The 17801-nt window shown below is 63.3% G+C and carries 12 protein-coding genes; 4 read left to right on the forward strand and 8 right to left on the reverse strand.

The features are described from left to right. Window position 1: 1 nt before the first annotated feature. Complete coding sequence (rfbB, locus tag J7I79_RS11005) at window positions 2–1000, reverse strand: dTDP-glucose 4,6-dehydratase (RefSeq protein WP_214953086.1); 999 nt, start codon at window positions 998–1000, stop codon at window positions 2–4. Window positions 1001–1106: 106 nt separating this feature from the next. On the opposite strand from rfbB, the gene rfbA reads away from it, so the two are divergent. Both rfbA and J7I79_RS11015 read left to right on the forward strand, forming a co-directional pair. Further along, window positions 1107–1979: a glucose-1-phosphate thymidylyltransferase RfbA gene (gene rfbA, locus J7I79_RS11010; RefSeq protein ID WP_214953087.1), complete on the forward strand. Its 873-nt coding sequence runs from the start codon at window positions 1107–1109 to the stop codon at window positions 1977–1979. A gap of 18 nt (window positions 1980–1997) precedes the next feature. Further along, the gene (locus J7I79_RS11015) at window positions 1998–3977 is read left to right on the forward strand and encodes a DUF6541 family protein (protein WP_214953088.1); all 1980 of its coding nucleotides are present in this window, start codon (window positions 1998–2000) and stop codon (window positions 3975–3977) included. Window positions 3978–4073: 96 nt separating this feature from the next. Here J7I79_RS11015 and J7I79_RS11020 read toward each other — a convergent pair whose 3' ends face one another. Further along, window positions 4074–6194 carry an acyltransferase family protein gene (locus tag J7I79_RS11020; RefSeq protein WP_396020190.1) on the reverse strand — a complete coding sequence of 707 codons (2121 nt, stop codon included), beginning with the start codon at window positions 6192–6194 and terminating at the stop codon, window positions 4074–4076. 178 nt (window positions 6195–6372) lie between these two features. Between J7I79_RS11020 and J7I79_RS11025 the strand changes: the two genes are divergently transcribed. Then, window positions 6373–7506 carry a polysaccharide pyruvyl transferase family protein gene (locus J7I79_RS11025; RefSeq protein WP_214953090.1) on the forward strand — a complete coding sequence of 378 codons (1134 nt, stop codon included), beginning with the start codon at window positions 6373–6375 and terminating at the stop codon, window positions 7504–7506. A gap of 68 nt (window positions 7507–7574) precedes the next feature. Here J7I79_RS11025 and J7I79_RS11030 read toward each other — a convergent pair whose 3' ends face one another. Genes J7I79_RS11030 through glf form a run of 5 tightly spaced genes read right to left on the reverse strand, consistent with a single transcriptional unit; the run spans window position 7575 to window position 12921 of the window. Further along, the gene (locus tag J7I79_RS11030; RefSeq protein ID WP_214953092.1) at window positions 7575–8477 is read right to left on the reverse strand and encodes a glycosyltransferase family 2 protein; all 903 of its coding nucleotides are present in this window, start codon (window positions 8475–8477) and stop codon (window positions 7575–7577) included. After that, the gene (locus J7I79_RS11035) at window positions 8474–10099 is read right to left on the reverse strand and encodes a glycosyltransferase (RefSeq protein ID WP_214953094.1); all 1626 of its coding nucleotides are present in this window, start codon (window positions 10097–10099) and stop codon (window positions 8474–8476) included. Before J7I79_RS11035 ends, J7I79_RS11030 begins: the two co-directional genes overlap by 4 nt. A 40-nt stretch (window positions 10100–10139) precedes the next feature. Then, window positions 10140–10871, reverse strand: a complete 732-nt coding sequence (locus J7I79_RS11040) for an ABC transporter ATP-binding protein (RefSeq protein WP_214953096.1) — start codon at window positions 10869–10871, stop codon at window positions 10140–10142. Continuing rightward, window positions 10871–11737 carry an ABC transporter permease gene (locus J7I79_RS11045; protein WP_214953098.1) on the reverse strand — a complete coding sequence of 289 codons (867 nt, stop codon included), beginning with the start codon at window positions 11735–11737 and terminating at the stop codon, window positions 10871–10873. Before J7I79_RS11045 ends, J7I79_RS11040 begins: the two co-directional genes overlap by 1 nt. After that, complete coding sequence (gene glf / locus J7I79_RS11050) at window positions 11734–12921, reverse strand: UDP-galactopyranose mutase (protein WP_214953100.1); 1188 nt, start codon at window positions 12919–12921, stop codon at window positions 11734–11736. The genes J7I79_RS11045 and glf overlap by 4 nt, the downstream gene beginning before the upstream one ends. A gap of 198 nt (window positions 12922–13119) precedes the next feature. Here glf and J7I79_RS11055 point away from each other — a divergent pair, with 198 nt between their 5' ends. Next, the gene (locus J7I79_RS11055; RefSeq protein ID WP_214953102.1) at window positions 13120–17214 is read left to right on the forward strand and encodes an FtsK/SpoIIIE domain-containing protein; all 4095 of its coding nucleotides are present in this window, start codon (window positions 13120–13122) and stop codon (window positions 17212–17214) included. Here the strand turns inward: J7I79_RS11055 and J7I79_RS11060 are convergent. Continuing rightward, window positions 17171–17677, reverse strand: a complete 507-nt coding sequence (locus tag J7I79_RS11060) for a hypothetical protein (protein WP_311380564.1) — start codon at window positions 17675–17677, stop codon at window positions 17171–17173. The genes J7I79_RS11055 and J7I79_RS11060 overlap by 44 nt on opposite strands. Between the last annotated feature and the right edge of the window lie 124 nt (window positions 17678–17801).

Consider the following 17801-nt stretch of genomic DNA (forward strand, 5'->3'; position numbering starts at 1 on the left):
TCTACTGGCCCTGTTCCTTGTATTTGGCTTCGGTCTGGGCTTTTTGCGGCCGCCACCAGTTTTCGTTCCCGCGGTACCAGGCGATGGTGTCTTCAATGCCGGCGTCGAAGTTGGAGAACTTCGGTGCCCAGCCGAGCTCGTCGCGGAGTTTGGCGGAGTCGATCGCGTAGCGCAGGTCGTGGCCGGGCCGGTCCACGACGTGGTCGTACGCGTCACGGGGCTGGCCCATGTGCTCCAGGATCAGCTCCACGACGTCCTTGTTGTTCTTCTCACCGTCCGCGCCGATGAGGTAGGTCTCGCCGATGATGCCTTTGTCGATGATCGCGAGCACGGCCGAGGAGTGGTCGTTGGCGTGGATCCAGTCGCGGACGTTCTCGCCCTTGCCGTAGAGCTTGGGGCGGATCCCGTCGATCACGTTGGTGATCTGGCGTGGGATGAACTTCTCCACGTGCTGGTACGGGCCGTAGTTGTTCGAGCAGTTGCTGATGGTCGCCTGCAGCCCGAAGGACCGCACCCAGGCGCGGACCAGCAGGTCCGAGCCGGCCTTCGTGGAGGAGTACGGGCTGGAGGGGTTGTACGGGGTGGACTCGCTGAACCGTTCCGGGTCATCGAGTTCCAGGTCCCCGTAGACCTCGTCGGTGGAGATGTGGTGGAAGCGCCTGTTGTGCTTCCGGGCGGCCTCGATCAGCGTGTAGGTGCCGATGATGTTCGTGTCCAGGAACGGGCGGGGGTCATGCAGGGAGTTGTCGTTGTGCGACTCGGCCGCGTAGTGGACCACCACGTCGGCGTCGGCCACGAGCGTCTCGACCAGGGCGGCGTCGCAGATGTCGCCCTGCACGAAGCGGAAGCGCTCCTCCGGAAGGCCCCTCAGGGATTCCAGGTTGCCTGCGTACGTCAGCTTGTCCAGGACCGTGACGTGATCCTCGGTGTTCTCCAGAACGTAGTGGACAAAATTGGAACCGATGAAGCCGGCACCGCCGGTGACAAGGAGTTTCTGCATTCAGCCAGCTTAGCGCGCGCCTGCAGCCGGGACTTTCAGCGACGGGCCCTCCGCAACAGGTCTTACTGGTTTGCTGGCCGTGACAATGCACGCAATGATAGAGCGCATGCGTGGAATCATCTTGGCTGGCGGCACAGGCTCGCGGCTGCACCCGATCACTCTTGGCTCAAGCAAGCAACTGGTGCCTGTCTACGACAAGCCTATGATCTACTACCCGCTCTCCACTCTGATCCTGGCAGGCATCCGGGACATCCTGATTATCACCACGCCCCACGACGCCGAACAATTCCAGCGCCTACTCGGCGACGGTTGGCAATTTGGCGTCAATATTACGTACAAGCAGCAGCCGAGCCCTGACGGACTCGCGCAGGCATTCGTTCTCGGCGAAGAGCACATCGGCAATGAGCCGGTGGCCCTGGTACTGGGCGACAACATCTTCTACGGCCAGGGTATGGGCACCCAGCTTCGCCGCTTCAAGGACATCGAGGGCGGTGCTGTATTCGGGTACTGGGTCTCGGACCCGACAGCCTACGGTGTCGTGGAGTTCGACGGCAGCGGACAAGCGATCTCCCTGGAAGAGAAGCCGGAGAAGCCGCGCAGCCACTACGCCGTTCCCGGACTGTATTTCTATGACAACGAAGTCATTGCCATCGCCAAGGACCTCAAGCCTTCCCCCCGCGGCGAACTCGAGATCACGGACGTCAACCGCACTTATCTGGAACGCGGCCAGCTGAAGGTTGAAATCCTTCCCCGGGGCACCGCGTGGCTGGACACCGGCACGTTCGACTCGCTCAACGATGCGTCCAACTTCATTCGTACCGTAGAGCACCGCCAAGGCCTGAAAATCGGCGCACCGGAAGAAATTGCGTGGCGGCTCGGCTTCCTGAACGACGAGGAACTCCGCGTCCGCGCCGAACCCCTGGTGAAGAGCGGCTACGGAGCTTACCTGCTGGAACTTCTCCGCAGCGCAAACAACTAAGAACAGGTATAGCCCTACATGTCCTGGTGGAACGCCCTGCCCGCATTTGCCGTCGCTCTTCTCATCACTTTCGGCCCCGGCGGAGTGCTCGCCTACTTCATGGGGGCCCGGCGGCTGCCGCTCCTGTGCCTTGCGCCCCTGCTCACTGTCGGCATCATCGGCGTGGCCGGAATCGCTGCCGGCGCTGTGGGCCTGCGATGGAACGTCCTGCCGCTCCTGTTGACCACGGCGGGTGCCTCCGCCGCCGCATGGGCCCTGCGACGCTTTGTGCTTAAAGCCAAGGTTGCCGTTCAGGAGCCGACACCTTTCCGCGCCTGGGCGGGAGCCGCCACCGGCATGGCCGTTGGTGCATTCCTGACCGCACGGCGACTCGCGGAAGTCATTGGCAGCCCGGAGAACTTCGCGCAGCGCTTTGACAATGTGTTCCACCTCAACGCCATCCGCTACATTCTCGAGACCGGCAACGCATCCTCGCTGACCCTCGGAGGCATGGCGGGCGGCGAAGGCGGCGGCGCCATCTACCCCTCCGCGTGGCACTCCACAGCGGCCCTGATTGCTCAGCTTTCCGCCTCGGACGTGGTTGTTGCGGAGAATGTATTCAACATCATCATTGGTGCGGTTTTCTGGCCGGCGGCGCTGATCTTCCTAGTACACCAGATCGTCGGGCCACGGCCCGTGGCCCTGGCCCTCACGGGCGTCTTCGCCGCAGGGTTCACGGCATTCCCGATCTCGATCATGGACTTCGGACCGCTGTACCCCAACATCCTGTCCTACGCCCTGCTTCCGTCGGCCGTCGCACTCGTCATTGGACTGTGCAGGCTTGGTTTCGACAAGCGTGAAGACCGGACAATGTTGTGGATGGCGCTTGCCGTGGCCGTCCCCGCGCTGGCCCTGTCACAGACGAACGGGCTCCTGTCCCTGGTCGCGTTCTCACTCCCCCTCGGTCTGTGGGTCGCAGGCCGCGAACTGGTGGGCCTCCGTGGCCGTACGTTCCGTCCGCTGCAGCCACTGATCATCATCGGGGCAGCCTTTGCGGGGCTGCTGGTGTTTGCCCTGGTTTGGCGGGTTTTGCGTCCGCTCGTCGAATACGACGGGTGGGCACCGTTCACGAGCCTGACCGGCGCGGTGGGCGAGGTCATTTTGAATGCACCCATCGGGCGTCCCGTCGCATGGGCCGTCTCCATACTGGCCCTCATTGGCCTTCATCGGGTGCTACGGCACTCCCGGGACCTCTGGATCGTCCTGTGTTGGCTCGTGCCGGTATTCCTTTACATCACCACCGCATCCGCGCCCAAGGGCTTTTGGCGGATGTTGCTGACGGGCGGCTGGTATCAGGACAGCTACCGGCTTGCGGCCCTTCTGCCAATCTTCACCGTGGTCCTCGCCGCTATCGGCAGCTTGTTCCTGTGGGATGCCCTCAAGGCTCCGATAGCGAAGGCAGCCACCAGGATGAACGGGGCGCTGAGCCACAAGTACCCCGCTGCGGGCCCTGCCGCGCTGGCGGCACTCTTCATTTTGGCCGCCACGGTTACTACGCAGACGGGAACCATGCGGGGAATTACCGAGGAGGCGTCACGGGCGTATGTTATGGACGCCTCGTCGCCGATCGTCGACTCAGACGAGCTGGCTGTGATCAACCGCCTGCCGGAGACAGTTCCCGAAGACGCTACCATCGCGGTGAACCCTTGGAACGGAGGCTCGTTGGCGTACGCCCTTACCGGCCGCAAAGTCAGTACGTACCACATGTTCTCCACTGACGACCCCGCGCTCACGGCCATCAACCAGGACATCGGCGAGGCACTCCCCGGCTCCGACGTGTGCTCGATCGCCAAGGCGCGGAACGTCGACTACATCCTGGACTTCGGTTCCAAATACCTGGCCAACGCAGCGGCCGCCAAGGGCTTTGGAGGTGTTGTGGATGTCAAGGATTCACCGTCAGTGAAGGTTGTGGACAGCCAAGGCCACGCCAGGCTGCTGAAAGTTGTCTCCTGCGGCTAGGGCCGCCTGCGGTTGATGTCTCCTGGGCCGAAGCCACCTGCGGCCGAAGTCACCGGGAGCTTGAAGCGTTGCCGCTCCCCCAGAGCCGCGCTTCGATCATCCGAGCCGGGCTTCGATCATCGGGCCCAGGAGCCTGCTGAACTCCACGTTCAGGTGGTTGACGTCGAAATAGACCACCACGCCCCCCACAACGCTGTAACACCGGCCGCTGTCGCAAAAGTAGTCGGTGAGGTCAACGAGCTTCAGTCGCGGGTCCTTATTGGCGTGCGCCGCGTAGACCATGGGATCCAGGGGAGCTGCCGCGGACCGGTCCACAGCGCAACGCGCGGGATCCTCTACGTTGAGCAGGGGACAGTCTGCAGGCCGGACATCGACGTTGTAGGGCGGATCTGCCAGGACTACCACTGTGCTGCCGGCGGACGTCCATGCCTTCCAGTATTTGCCGAAGCCTTCGGCGTACTGTTCGTTCTGGGACCGTCCTGAACCGTCGTCGACACGTTCCCTGCGGGCAAAGGCAGACGTGAAGACGTAGGCGGGCTTGTCAGCGGCCACGGCCTCGGAGACGGCCTGCCCCCACGACCTGCAGTTGTTGACGCTGCCCTGGTCGGCCACCGACGCATAGAAGCCTGCATACGTCACCGCAGCCGGTGGGCAGCCGCCCAGGAAACTGATCTTAAGCAACCATTTGTTCTTTTTGGCCATGTCGAACAAAGGGGCCTGCCATTGCTGGGCGTGGGAGTCCCCGACCAGCCAGACGGTCGGGGCGTCCGGGGCACCGCCGCTGAAGTCGCAAAACCTTGTGGTCCTCTTGTCACCTGCCATGAGGATGTCCAGGTTGTCCGTGCATTCGGAGGCCGTCTTGTGGTAGGCGTTTGCTTCGCTCATCGTCGACACGAAGGCGGGCCCGAACCGGTCCCCGCATTTGGCAGGGTGGTCCATTGCCCGGGGGCCGTAGCAGATGGACGTCTTCTGGTTGAGCATGATCTGTTCTGCTTCTGCCACCCGGGCCTGCTGTCCCAGGGACACACCGGCGCAGCCGGCTGCTATCACAGCCATTCCCAGCACCATGGCCACCACGGTCTTCACGGCGGGTCTGGACTTCGGCCGGAACTTCAGTCCCTTGTCCTCAACCCAGACTTTGGTGGCCCACGCCAGGGGAACCGCTATCGCCAACAGAATGAGCTTCTCTGGTGTGTGGAGTTCCGCGTCAATGAGGAACGGGCCCACAACGATCAGGGGCCAGTGCCAGAGGTAGAGCGAGTAGGAGATGTTCCCCAGGAACTGCACCGGCGGCAGCGAGGTCACCCGGCTGTGCCACATGAAATGGCCCGGGGTTCCGCCCGCAATGACCATTGCGGTGGCTACGACCGGCAGGAGCGCGGCAGTGCCCGGGAAGGGCGTGCCCGCGTTATACAGGACGGCACTGGCGATCAGACCGCCAAATCCCAGGAGCGCGAGAACATTTGCGGCGACGGGCGGGAATTTGAGCCTGTTGACCATCAGGGCCAGCCCGGCACCCACACCGAATTCCCACAGCCGTACCTGGGTGTAGAAATAGGCCTCATGGCGGCCCGCATCGGCAAGGTAGGCGGACAAGGCGAATGAGCCGGCGGCAGCCACGGCGATTCCCGCCGCGACGATGACCCGGGGCCGGGCCCTCAAACGGACCGCCGCCGTCGCCAGACCCACCATCAGCAGGGGCCAGAGCAGGTAAAACTGTTCTTCCACGGACAGTGACCAGTAGTGCTGTGCAACTGTGGCGGATTCGGTGGATGCCGAATAGTCAACGGCGTTGGCCGCCAAGACCCAGTTCTCGGCATAGAGTGCGCTTGCCAAAACTTGCTGGGCGGTGTCGGTCCATCTGGAAAACGGAAGGATCATCACTGCCGCGATGAGGGATACAACGAGTACCACGAAAGCCGCCGGCAACAGCCGGCGGATACGCCTGGAATAGAAGGCGGCCAACCGTAGTTTTCCCGTCGCGAAAATCTCTTTCGACAGGTGGGACGTGATGAGGAAGCCTGAAATGACGAAGAACACGTCAACGCCCACGTAGCCGCCGGTTAGCTTGTTGGGCCACACGTGGCCCAGAACCACCATCCCAACGGCAATCGCACGCAAAGCCTGAATGTCGGCACGGAAGCCGCTTTTCGGTCGGGACGCGGGTTGCGGGCGGCGTTCTCGCTGGTGGAACTCCGCCCGTTGCCCCAATGGCACAGTTCGACTTGTCGACAAACCCAACTCCTCAGACTTCACAGTAGTGGGTCGCGTATAGCCGGGCCCAAAGTAGCTTATGCCATGGTCCGCTACGCGCCCAAGTTGGAGGCCGGCGGGTCGCCGGTTTTCGCGCTGCCCTAATTGGGTTGACGCCAAAGGAAAGTGTTAACCTTGGCCGATGACTGAGAACATCTATCTCGTTGCCTCCGGTGGGAACCCGAACTACGGCGATGAGCTGATCGTAGCTGCATGGCTGCGGTTCCTGGCCCGCGTCCGGCCCGACGCATCCGTATGGCTTGACTGCCCCCAGCCCGGTACCGCAAGCGCACTCTTTGCCGGAATCCACCCTGGTTTCCACGCCACGAATACGCTGTGGCGCTCCTGCGCCGAGGCTCCGGATCAGTCTGCCCAGGCCGTGTGGGATCACGTGGTCAACGTCGTCACCCGCGGCGGGACGCCCATGTACGACATCGGGCTCATGACGTTGGGCCAGGCGGACTCGATCCACCTCCTGGGCGGCGGCTATGTCAACGGTGTCTGGCCGGACCATGTAGGGCTGGTAGCGGGAATGGCCGCAGCACGAAACCTGAACGGCTGCAGGCTGGTGGGTTCCGGGCTCGGCCTGATGCCCCCGCCTGAAAATGCGGAACTGTTGGCGAAGACGTTCGCGGACTTCTCGGCGGTCAGCGTTCGCGACGACGCCAGCGCGGCCTTCCTCGGCCTCGAAACGGGACTGGACGATGTTTTCCTGGGCCTTCTCCATGAGCTGCGCCGGAGTACTGAATCGCCACGCGTCCAGTCCCGCGCGAAGGATGTCATGTTGTGCATCCAAAGCGACATGACCGATGAACCCACGTTCTTGCGGCTCAGGGACAAACTGCGGGTTGTTGTCGAAAACGCCCTCGCAAACGGCCTCTCGGTCGGCTACGTGGAGGCGATCCCGGGGTCGGACCGTCGAATGTTCGACGCCCTCGAAGGGCTCATCCCGGAGGAGAACTTCGTCCCGTTCACACAGGTCTGGAGTGAAGGATTGCCAGTCCGCCGGGGTCAGCAGTGGTACACGTCCAGGTTCCATCCGCACATGGTTGCGGCGGCCGCGGGCGCTCAGGGCGTGGCCATCGGCATTCTTGACGACTACTACGACATCAAGCATCGCTCGCTGCTGGATCTTGGTTCCGGCTGGACGTACGCCGCCGCAAGCAGCGACGCCGAACTTCCGGAACCGACCGGTTCGCCCGAGTTTGAAGCAACTGCCACCCGGTTGGCGGGCAGCAAGAGAACCGAAGCGCTGGCTTTGTATCCCGTCCGCTAAGGCTTGGACATAACAAAAGGGGGCCCTGCAGGGCCCCCTTTTGTTATGCGGTTATGCGGTCAAATGGTTCAGCGGACGCTGCGGGCCATTTTCGGCTTCGGATCGAATTTGAGGCCGGCAAGGACCTGCTTCGCAACCTTAAGCTGCAGCCGGCGCCCGACGCCGCCCTTGACCATCCAGGCGTACGTTGTGACCACAAACTGCAGCCAGGCGAGCTTGTCGTCGTGGTGCCAGCGGTACGACGACTCGTTGCGCGCTCCGTAGAGGAACTTCCAGGCATTCCCGGGGTTCAGGTCGCCGAAGTTCACGCCGCGGTTTTCGGGCATGTCGTGGGTTACCACGCTGTCGATAATCTGTACACCGGGTCCTTCTGCACTGATCCGGAGCGTGTATTCCATGTCGTCGAACCAGATGAAGTACTCGACCAAGGGCAGTCCGTACTTGGCGATGGACCGGCGGGGAATCAGGACTGAGACGAAGGAACAGTTGGTGATGAGGACCGCCCGTTGGCCCTGTGCGATCAGACGACCCCAGTCCCAGGTGGGGCCGGCGTTGTTCATTTCGCAGATGGAACCGTCGGTGTAGCGGACCAGCGAGCAGCTGTACGGTACGTTCCTTCCGAGCCCCTTCTCAGCTTCCGCGTGCCCGGCGAGAAGCTTCTCCAGGGCGCCTTCCTCGGTGTAGCAGTCATCATCCATGATCCATACCCAGTCGGCGCCGCGCTCGTAGGCACGCTCCATACCGGCAGCAAAACCGCCTGCACCGCCCGTGTTCGAATCCAGGCGGACGATCTCCACCCGCGGATCGTCATCGTAGACAGCGAGCAGCTGTGGTGTGGAGTCCGTACTGGCGTTGTCGATGACAATCACCCGATCAACGGGCCGGCTCTGGGCGAGGATCGAGTCGAGAACCCTTCCGAGCTTGTCAACACGGTTGTAGGTGACGACTACGGCTGCGACCTGGTCGGTCATGCTTTCCATCCTTCGTAAAGTCCTGTGGTCCATTCCCGTGCTTCCGGGAGTTCCTTGAGCGCGGCGATTTTCTGCCTTTGTTCTTCCACGATCTGTTCACGCAACTCCTCCGAGGCCATGATCGCCTTGGTGCGCTGGACAGCTTCCCTGATAAACGCGAGGGGCTGCCTCGGTACCAGGACTTTGTCGGACACAAGGGAAGCCTGTGAGCCGACGTCGGTCGACAGTACCGCCACGTCCTGGGCTGTCGCTTCAAAGGTCGTGAGTGTCAGCCCCTCATTGTCCGAGGAAATCACCAGCAGGTCTGAGTCGGCCAGGGTGTCGTCCACGGAACGCGGCGGCTGACGCAGCTCAAGACAGTCCGAAAGACCGTACTTTGCGACAAGCCGCGAGGTCTCTTCAGCCAGGGCCCCTGATCCGTGCAGGATGAAGCGCACGTCCTGTTCGGTGGAGCGTCGGAGCTGGGCGGCATAACGGAGGAAGAGATAAGGGCGTTTCTGCTGGCTGAGCCGGCCAATGAAGGACACCGTAAAGGGCCGCTCCGGGTCCTTTACCGCCTTCGGGGCAGCCGACAACTCACTGAGTCCGTACAGCGGCGCGAGGGAAACCCGTTCCTTCGGGACGTCCCGCTGCAGGACCATGTAGTCCCTCAGCTGCGGCGAAATGACGTGGTGCATGTCAATGGCATTGGACAGCTTGACGGCCAATTCGACGAAACCGCCGGTCCGCCACTCGATGACGTGCAGCGAGTCGACCGTCCGGATCCCGGGATCCATGGCCTTGAACCATGGCAGACGGTGGTACAGCCACCCGTTGTGGTGGACGTGGATACCGCGAACCGAGAACTTCGTCAGCAGTGCCAACAGCAGTTCGGATTCTTCCTCGTCTGAAATGGGAAGGTTCACCGGCAGGACCAGCGCGCCGTCCAGTTCGGGGCGCACAATCCAGGGGTGGGCCGACTCACGGTCAGTCAACACGATGGGCAGGAAGCCGGCCTCGCGGGCCAGCGCGATGGTTTCAATGGCCCATCGTTCCGCCCCTCCCATTTCCAGCCAATGCAGCCCGAAGATGATTGCCGGCTCGCCGTCTTCGGACGGGCTGCGCAGCGGCGCGGCGGATTCGATCGGAGCCATCCGATGCGGCCGGCGGTTCGGTGTGAGGCGTTTTTCGTGGTAGTCGGTCAGTCCCTGGCGCAGGGCGTCGAAGGCGATCGGCGCTCCAAACCGGGCAAGACGAAGCACTTTGGCTTTTCGGCCCGGGCGGTCGTAGAAGGTTGCGCCCCCTTCGGCGCGTTCCCCGCCCAAATCGATGACGAGGGGAACGACCGGCGAATCGGCAGACGCCGTCGTCGGAACCGTGCTTTTGACGCCAACCGTGCAAACGACGGTACGGTTCGGTTCCCACTCGTGCCGGTGGCAGGCGTAGCCGGTCAGCTGGGGAAACTCGCCGTCCGGTGCTCGGAGGACTATGACCTTAAATTCCCGGCCGGGCTGGATCAGTGAGTGATAGTTCAACCCGCCAACAAGCAGGCCAATTTCCCGCTCGGAGAGTCGGGCCTCTCCGCCTGCCAGGCCTGAACCGCCGTCGTCTAAAACTTCGAAGAGCTTACGGGCCCTACTCATCTGCGCTCCCTACTGCAATCGTGTTCATGTCAGCTTCGTATCAGCTTTCCCGGAGAAGGCGGACTGCTTCCCCGATTGGCCCGTCTGCAACCTTCTTGCCTTGCCGCAGCACAACGCCTCTGTCACAGACCTTGCTCACCATGTCCAGGTCGTGGCTGACCACGACGAGCGTGCAGCCCGAGTCCCGGAGTTCCTGGATGCGTGCCAGGCACTTCTTCTGGAAGGGCTCGTCGCCCACCGAGAGGATTTCGTCGATTAGGAAGACATCCGGGTTCGTGTGCACGGCGACCGAAAAGGCGAGGCGCAGGAACATACCGGATGAGTAGAACTTGACCTCGGTGTCGATGAACTTTCCGATTTCGGAGAACTCGACGATTTCGTCAAAACGCGCTTCTGTTTCCTTCTCGGTCATTCCAAGAAGCACGCCATTGAGGAACACGTTCTCCCGGCCTGTCAGGTCGGGGTGGAAACCGGCGCCCACCTCAATGAGGCCGGCGACCTTGCCGCGGGTCCTGATGCTTCCGCTGTCCGTACTCATAACACCGGAAATGAGTTTGAGCAGGGTCGACTTTCCCGACCCGTTGAAGCCGAGCAGCGCAACCGACTCCCCGACGCCAACAGAAACGTCCACACCATCCAGCGCCATGAACGTCGAGGAAAGATCCCCGCGTCGTCCCTTGAACAGCCACACAACCGTCTCCTTGAGGGACCGTGTGTGCCGAAGGTTAAAGCGTTTCGATACCTTTTCAACAATGATTGCTTCTGCAGCCATCACAACTCCTGCGCAAATCTGCCCTCAAGGCGTCGGAATACGGTCTGGCCAATTGCGAGGAGCGCCAAGGAAATCAGCAACCCGACCGGCAGCCACAGCGAAATGAGGTTCTCCGGCATTCTGGCGCCTTCGGCGGCATTCCGCACGGCGCCGGTCGGTGCCCAGAATGCAAAGTGGAACAGTTCGACGGCGATAGTCATCGGGTTGAGTTGGTAGAAGAAGTAGAACGTCTCTCCCAGCGCGTCCCGGACCAGGTACCAGGCGTAGAGAACAGGCGAAAGCCAGGTGGCCATCATGAGCATCAGGTCAACGATATTTTCGGAGTCACGGAACATCACGTTGGCGGCGGCAAACAGCAGGCCAAGTCCAAGGGACAGCATGGCGACAATGACGAACGCACCAATGGCACCAATGATCTGCACGATGCTCGGGGTCCAGCCAAAGAAAAAGCAGGCCGTGAGGAGGATCAGGAACTGGGGCAGGAAGTGGACCATGGCCACCCAGACGGACGCCACCGGGAAAAGCTCACGGGGGAGGAAGATCTTCTTGACCAAGGCCCCGTTCGCAACAATGGACCGCGTTGCGTTGCTGAAGGCTTCCGAAAAAAAGTTCACCAGGATGATGCCCGAGAACATGTAGATGACGAAGTTGGGCTGCTTGTTCAGGCCCAGGAAGACTCCGAGGGCGAAATAGAAAACGATGAACTGCACGCCCGGCTTTACGTAGCTCCAGAGCAGGCCCAGCACCGAGCCGCGGTAGCGGACCTTGAGTTCCTTCCGCACGATAAGCCGGAGCAGTTCACGGCGCCGGAACACGTCGAGGAGGCCGCCGCCCTTGTCGGGAGCAGCCAGTAGCTCAGCGCTCATGCGTCTACCCCTCCGCTTTCAAGGGTTGTTCCACTCTCGAAGTGCGGACGGATTTGGTTGTCGAACATGGTCAGGGCTGAGCCGATTGCCATGTGCATATCGAGGTACTTGTACGTTCCAAGCCGGCCGCCGAACAGCACATCCTTCTCGGCAGCCGCGAGGTCGCGGTACTTGAGCAGGCGTTCGCGATCGGCTGCGGTGTTGATCGGGTAGTAGGGCTCGTCGCCCTTCTCGGCCGCACGGGAGAACTCCCGCATGATGATGGTCTGCTCACCCTGGTAGTCGCGTTCCGGGTGGAAGTGGCGCGGTTCGATGATGCGCGTGAAGGGGACATCGTCGTCGTTGTAGTTCACGACCGACGTTCCCTGGAAATCGCCGACGTCGAGAATTTCCTCTTCGAAGTCGATGGTCCGCCAGGACAGATCGCCTTCCGAGAAGTCGAAGTACTGGTCCACCGGCCCCGTGTAGATCACCGGGATGTTGCCGACAACCTTGTTCTTGCTGTATTCGTGCGACTCATCGAAGAAGTCGGTGTTGAGCCGGACCTCGATGTTCGGGCTCTCCGCCATCTTCTCGATCCACGCGGTGTAGCCGTTGGTCGGCAGCCCCTCGTACTTGTCGTTGAAGTAGCGGTTGTCGTAGTTGTAGCGCACCGGCAGCCGGGAAATGATCCCTGCGGGCAGGTCCTTGGGATCCGTCTGCCACTGCTTGCCGGTGTAGTGCTTGATGAACGCCTCGTACAGCGGCCGGCCGATGAGCTGGATGCCCTTGTCGTTCAGGTTCTGGGGATCAGTGCCCGCGAGCTCGCCGGCCTGCTCCTGGATGAGGGCCTGGGCCTGCCCCGGAGTCAGGTTGGCACGGAAGAACTGATTGATCGTGGCGAGGTTAATCGGCAGGGAGTACACCTCGCCCTTGTGGACGCCGTAGACCTTGTGGACGTAGTTGGTGAACGTCGTGAACCGGTTGACGTACTCCCACACGCGCTCGTTGGACGTGTGGAACAGGTGGGCGCCGTATCGGTGCACCTCGATGCCGGTCTGCTCTTCTTTTTCGCTGTAGGCATTGCCGCCGATATGGTGGCGGCGGTCGAGGACAACGACCTTCAAGCCCAGCTCAGTGGCGGCCTGTTCTGCGATTGTCAGGCCGAAAAAGCCCGACCCTACGATGACGAGGTCAGCGGTCACAAAATCTCCTGATTCGAATGCGGGCAGCCCAATGTTGTGCATTGGCTGCTGCTCTAGCCTACCCGAGGCTGTACGGCCACCAGTGAATCGCCGGCACGGGCCGGGCTTGTCCACATAGTCGGATGAGGGCGATGACCGGGGGCAGCGCCCGCCGGTAGCTTGGGCAGAAACCGTCTCCTTCCCAAGGGAAAGCCCCCGATGACGCTCCACTGCACGCTGGTCCGCGGACCCGATGCCGGCAGCCCTGGCCCACCGCTCGAACTCACCATTGCGGCCGGGCATGGCGCTGCAGGCCACCTCGTGCAGCAAGCCATTGCGGAGCAGTACGGCGCAGGGGAACTGACCGTACGCGGACTGCCCTTAGCCGGCCTGGCTGTCGGAGTCCCTCCGTTTGTTACTGGGGCGGTCATAGTGGACGGTGTGGGAGGCCACGCGGCGGACACCGGCAACGCCACGGATGCTGGCCTGCTGATCGCCGTACACAGCGGACCTGCGGCCGGGACTGTACTGCCCCTGCGGCGCGGCACTTACCGGATCGGCCGGAGCGGCACTGAAATCGCCCTTCCGGATGCCGCCCTCTCCCGTGAGCATGCCCGGCTGGACGTGACGGACACCGCCATCACCATAACGGACCTTGGCAGCGCCAACGGAACCATCGTGGACGGGAAGAGAGTGGCCCACTCCGCGGTTTCGGCAAATTCGCTGATCAGCTGTGGAAATTCAACGCTATCCATCACCTTCGGCCCCCGGCCGGCAGGACAGCTCGCCGAGTGGGAAGCTGCCGGGTCCAGCGTCACTGAGCCTTTGAGGGTCCCGCACAGGGCCGAAGGCGGCAACCGGGTCATTCTCTTCCTCACCGCGGCACTGCCGCTGCTCATCGGCGTGGGCCTCGCTGTGATCACCGGAATGTGGATGTTCCTGGCCTTCACGGCGGTTTCTGCCGTTTCCGTGCTCGTTCCCATGCTGGCGGGCCGCCGCCAGCGATGCCGCCTCAAGGCGTCGGTGGCTGCCGCCGTTGAAGAAGACAAGGAACGACGACGCCGGTCCGCACCGTCCGCCGCTGCGCTGGTCCTCAGGGGGCAAGCGGAACCCGCGGTCGGGACCGGAGGAACAGTGGCACCGGACGATCTTGGGTTGCGCCTGGGACTCGCGGATCAGCAGGCCAACGTCAGGCTGGATCCCGCCGACCCGGATTTCGACGCACCGGCGGCCGGCCGCATGCCGGTCATCCTCCACCTTCCGGATAGGACATTTGTCCGTGGGCCCCGGCAGGACGTCGCCGGCCTGATCAGGTTCATGGTTATGCAGCTCACAAGCTACCGGAATGCGGCACGGACGCGGATCCTGTTGCAGGGCCGGCCCGAGTCACTGCCGCTGACGTCCCGGTATCTCACGCCGGTGTCGCTTTTGTCGAACGCCCGGAAGACATCGGACCTGCTGGAGCGCGGCATCGACCGGAGCCGGGAACGGGGCGTGCTGATACTGATCGATGACGTCGATGGCGCGCCCGGAATTTCCGGCATGACTGCCACCGCCATCAACCGCGGCTGGCACGTTCTTGACTGCACCCGGGGTGGCTCCGCGGAGGCGGGCACAGTCATCGAACTTGGCGGAAACATGGCCCGGCTCTGTGCCGGGAACTCCACGCAGGACTTCCTGCCTGACCTTGTTCCGGAGCGGGTGTTCGACCGGTACTGCCGGGATATGGCACCGGCCCTTGAGCGCAGCCCGGCTACCCCATCAGTGGTGCCGCTGAGTTGTTCACTGGCCGATGTCCTGCCGGCGTCGGCGGCGGACACGTCGGTCCGTTGGCTTGGCGGGCGCGGGACGCGCGGACTGGCCGTGCCCATCGGAATGTCAGCACAAGGACCCCGCATGCTCGACCTTGAGTCGGACGGTCCGCATCTGCTGGTGGCGGGAACCACCGGTTCCGGAAAATCCGAACTCCTCCGGAGCCTGGCGGCCGGGCTGGCTCTGAGCTTCCCGCCGGATGTGGTCAACCTTCTCTTTTTTGATTTCAAGGGCGGTTCGGGACTGGGACCGTTGACGGGCCTGCCTCATTGTGTGGGTATGCTCACGGACCTCACCCGGGATGAACTGGACCGTTCGCTGATTTCCCTGCGCGCCGAAATCCGGCGCCGGGAGGAATTGCTTTCCGCCGTCCAGGCTCCGGACCTGGCGGGCTATCGGGCGGCAGGTGCCGCCGCCGGTCCGCTCCCCCACCTGGTTCTGATCATCGACGAGTTTCGCATGCTCGTCGAAGACGCCCCCGAAGCGCTGACGGAACTAATGCGGATCGCAGCCATCGGACGATCGCTGGGCCTACACCTCATCATGGCCACGCAGCGGCCCCAGGGCGCCCTCACGGCGGACATCCGTGCGAACGTCACCACCAGCATTGCGCTGCGCGTCCAGTCTGAGATGGAATCGTTCGACATCATCAACTCCAGGGTCGCCGCCGGAATCGACGTGGCCACTCCCGGGCGCGCCTATCTCGCCCGCGGCTCCGAGGATCCGGTCGAGTTCCAGACGGCGTCGCTGGCCGGTGCCGCAGCTGACCCCACCGCGTCCGGGGTCAGGGTGTGCCTCGCCGCCGAGGCACTGAGGGAAGCCCCGGAAGGACCTGGGCAACCGAACCCCGATCTGCAGCCTTCACCGGCGCAGGCCGCAGCCCCCCTGATTGAATCCCTCGTGGAGCTTTGGAACGGCATGGGAGGAACTCCGCCGCACCGCCCTGTGGCCGGCCCGCTGCCGCGGGCGGTCTCCCGCCCTGGGACTGCAACGCCTGACCGGACAGCGGTTCTCCCGACATCCGAACCCTTAGGGGTGAATACGGAAGGCGACCCATCACCATGCGTCTGGTCCGTCCAGCTCGGCTTGGCGGACGAGCCGCAGCGGCAGCGCATCTCCCGGCTGACGTGGCAGCCATCAGGCCACGGCCATCTTGCCGTGGTCGGCGGACCGGGCAGCGGGGCAGACGACGCAGTGGCCCTGGCCCTGCAGCAGCTGATCGAACACGTCGAGGAATCGCACCTTTATATACTCGACGCCGGCAATTCGTTCAGCGCGTCGCGGGCTGAGCCTCGGGTGGGCGCGGTGGCCGGACTGCATGAACTGCGCCGGGCTGTTCGCATCCTGGAACGTATTGCCCTCGAAATGTCCCTGCGGCTCAGCCAGCGGGTAGAAGAACAGGCCACCCCGCTCGTCCTGGTCCTGACCGGCTGGGGTTCGTGGGTCTCCGCGTTCCGGGCCGGCCCCCTGGCCTGGGCTGAAGACCTGGTCCAGGACATCGTCCGGGACGGTACCAGGGCAGGTGTCACGGTCCTCATTTCCGGGGACCGGGACGTTGTGACCGCCCGCTACTTCGCCGCCGTCCCCAACCGGGCTTTCTTCCCCAACGGCTCCACCGAGGAGAGCCGCCTGGCGTGGCCACGGATCCCTGACGTTGCGCGGGTCCGCGGACGGGCGGTGGTGTTCGGCCCGCTCACGGGAAGCCCGGGGTCGGTGGCCCAGTTTTATGCACCGGCCGCAGGGACGGCGGCGAAGACGGCGACAGTCAAGGAACCTGCCGCCCGGCCCTTCAGGATTGAAGCCCTGCCCACGCGCCTGAGCGTGTCCGATGTCCAGGAACGCACCGCACGCCTGGCAGCGTCACCGTTGTCCGCAGATGCCGCCACCGGAAGCGGAACCAAACACCGCACAATTGTCATCGGCATCGGCGGTGACGAACTCCTTCCGGCAACTGTCCGGCTTCCGCCCGGATGTGTCCTGCCCGTTCTGGGCGGTCCGGCCACCGGCAAAAGCTCACTCCTTGCAGCCATCCCCCAGCTAAACCCGCACGTCCCCGCGTGGCTCTTCCCCGGTACTGACGATGCCGCCGACAACTACTGGGCAGGCCTCAGGCTAAGCGCTGATGCCGGCGCGTTGAGCAGGGACGCGGTCCTTGTGGTGGATGATGCGGACATGCTGACTCCGGAGGCCACCCGGCATCTGATGGACCTGCACAGCCTGGGGTGGACAGTACTGCTCACCGCCGGGTTCAGCCCGACGCTCGTTCAGCGGGTACCGCTGGCTGCACACGCCCGAGGGCACGGCAACGGAATCCTGATCGCGCCCCGGAACATCATGGACGGCGATTTCTTCGGTGTTCGTTTCGAAGTGGACCCCAACCCGCCGCCCGGGAGGGCGGTCCTCATTTCCGAGGGTCGGGCCACCCCCGTACATCTGGCGGCGGGATCCAGCCCCGGCGTCACAGGGCGGGGGGCGCCCCACCGGCACGCGAGGCGAAGCTGATCACGCTCTTGCGGAACAGCAGCACCAACGCGACGGCGGCCGGAACCAGCATGGCAAGCCCCGCCACAATGTAACCGCCGGTGAGAGTCGGAAATCCGATCGTCAGCACAAACAACTGGGCCACCAGCGCACCCGCCCGCGGCCAGCGGAATCCACGGAAAAGGAAATAGGCAACGGCAAAAAGCCAGGCTGAAAAGGAAAGGAGGAGCGCCAACGTAAACACAGCACCCCAAAATGAAAGCACGGGCGCGCCGGTGGTCAGTTGCACGGCGTACCAGCCCGCGGCCACAAGGAGGGCCGCCGCTTCAGCAGCGACAATCAGGCTCAGCGCGCTGACTTCCCGCGGCCGGGAGGCCGGAACTCCCTTGGAAACGGAGTGCGAGGAAGCATCCGAACCGTCCGCGGAGCCTGCCCCGCTGGGCTCAGAACTGAAGTCGGAGGGGTTCTCTGGGGGTCTTGACACACTGGCACCATACCGGACATAGTCGACTAGCGGGGAGGGCGCCGGCGACCTATGTGACGTATCGCTCACGCTTAAGAGGCACTTCTTAGACGATTACCCCTTGTTTACACAGCGTTAACATGAC

It is taken from the genome of Arthrobacter sp. ISL-69, from assembly GCF_018613775.1.
GTDB lineage: Bacteria > Actinomycetota > Actinomycetes > Actinomycetales > Micrococcaceae > Arthrobacter.

Coding starts and splice junctions, on each gene's coding strand:
- J7I79_RS11025 (WP_214953090.1), top strand. CDS start 6,373: ATGACTGAGAACATCTATCTCGTTGCCTCCGGTGGGAACCCGAACTAC.
- J7I79_RS11035 (WP_214953094.1), bottom strand. CDS start 10,099: ATGAGTAGGGCCCGTAAGCTCTTCGAAGTTTTAGACGACGGCGGTTCA.
- J7I79_RS11030 (WP_214953092.1), bottom strand. CDS start 8,477: ATGACCGACCAGGTCGCAGCCGTAGTCGTCACCTACAACCGTGTTGAC.
- J7I79_RS11040 (WP_214953096.1), bottom strand. CDS start 10,871: ATGGCTGCAGAAGCAATCATTGTTGAAAAGGTATCGAAACGCTTTAAC.
- J7I79_RS11045 (WP_214953098.1), bottom strand. CDS start 11,737: ATGAGCGCTGAGCTACTGGCTGCTCCCGACAAGGGCGGCGGCCTCCTC.
- J7I79_RS11055 (WP_214953102.1), top strand. CDS start 13,120: ATGACGCTCCACTGCACGCTGGTCCGCGGACCCGATGCCGGCAGCCCT.
- rfbB (WP_214953086.1), bottom strand. CDS start 1,000: ATGCAGAAACTCCTTGTCACCGGCGGTGCCGGCTTCATCGGTTCCAAT.
- J7I79_RS11015 (WP_214953088.1), top strand. CDS start 1,998: ATGTCCTGGTGGAACGCCCTGCCCGCATTTGCCGTCGCTCTTCTCATC.
- rfbA (WP_214953087.1), top strand. CDS start 1,107: ATGCGTGGAATCATCTTGGCTGGCGGCACAGGCTCGCGGCTGCACCCG.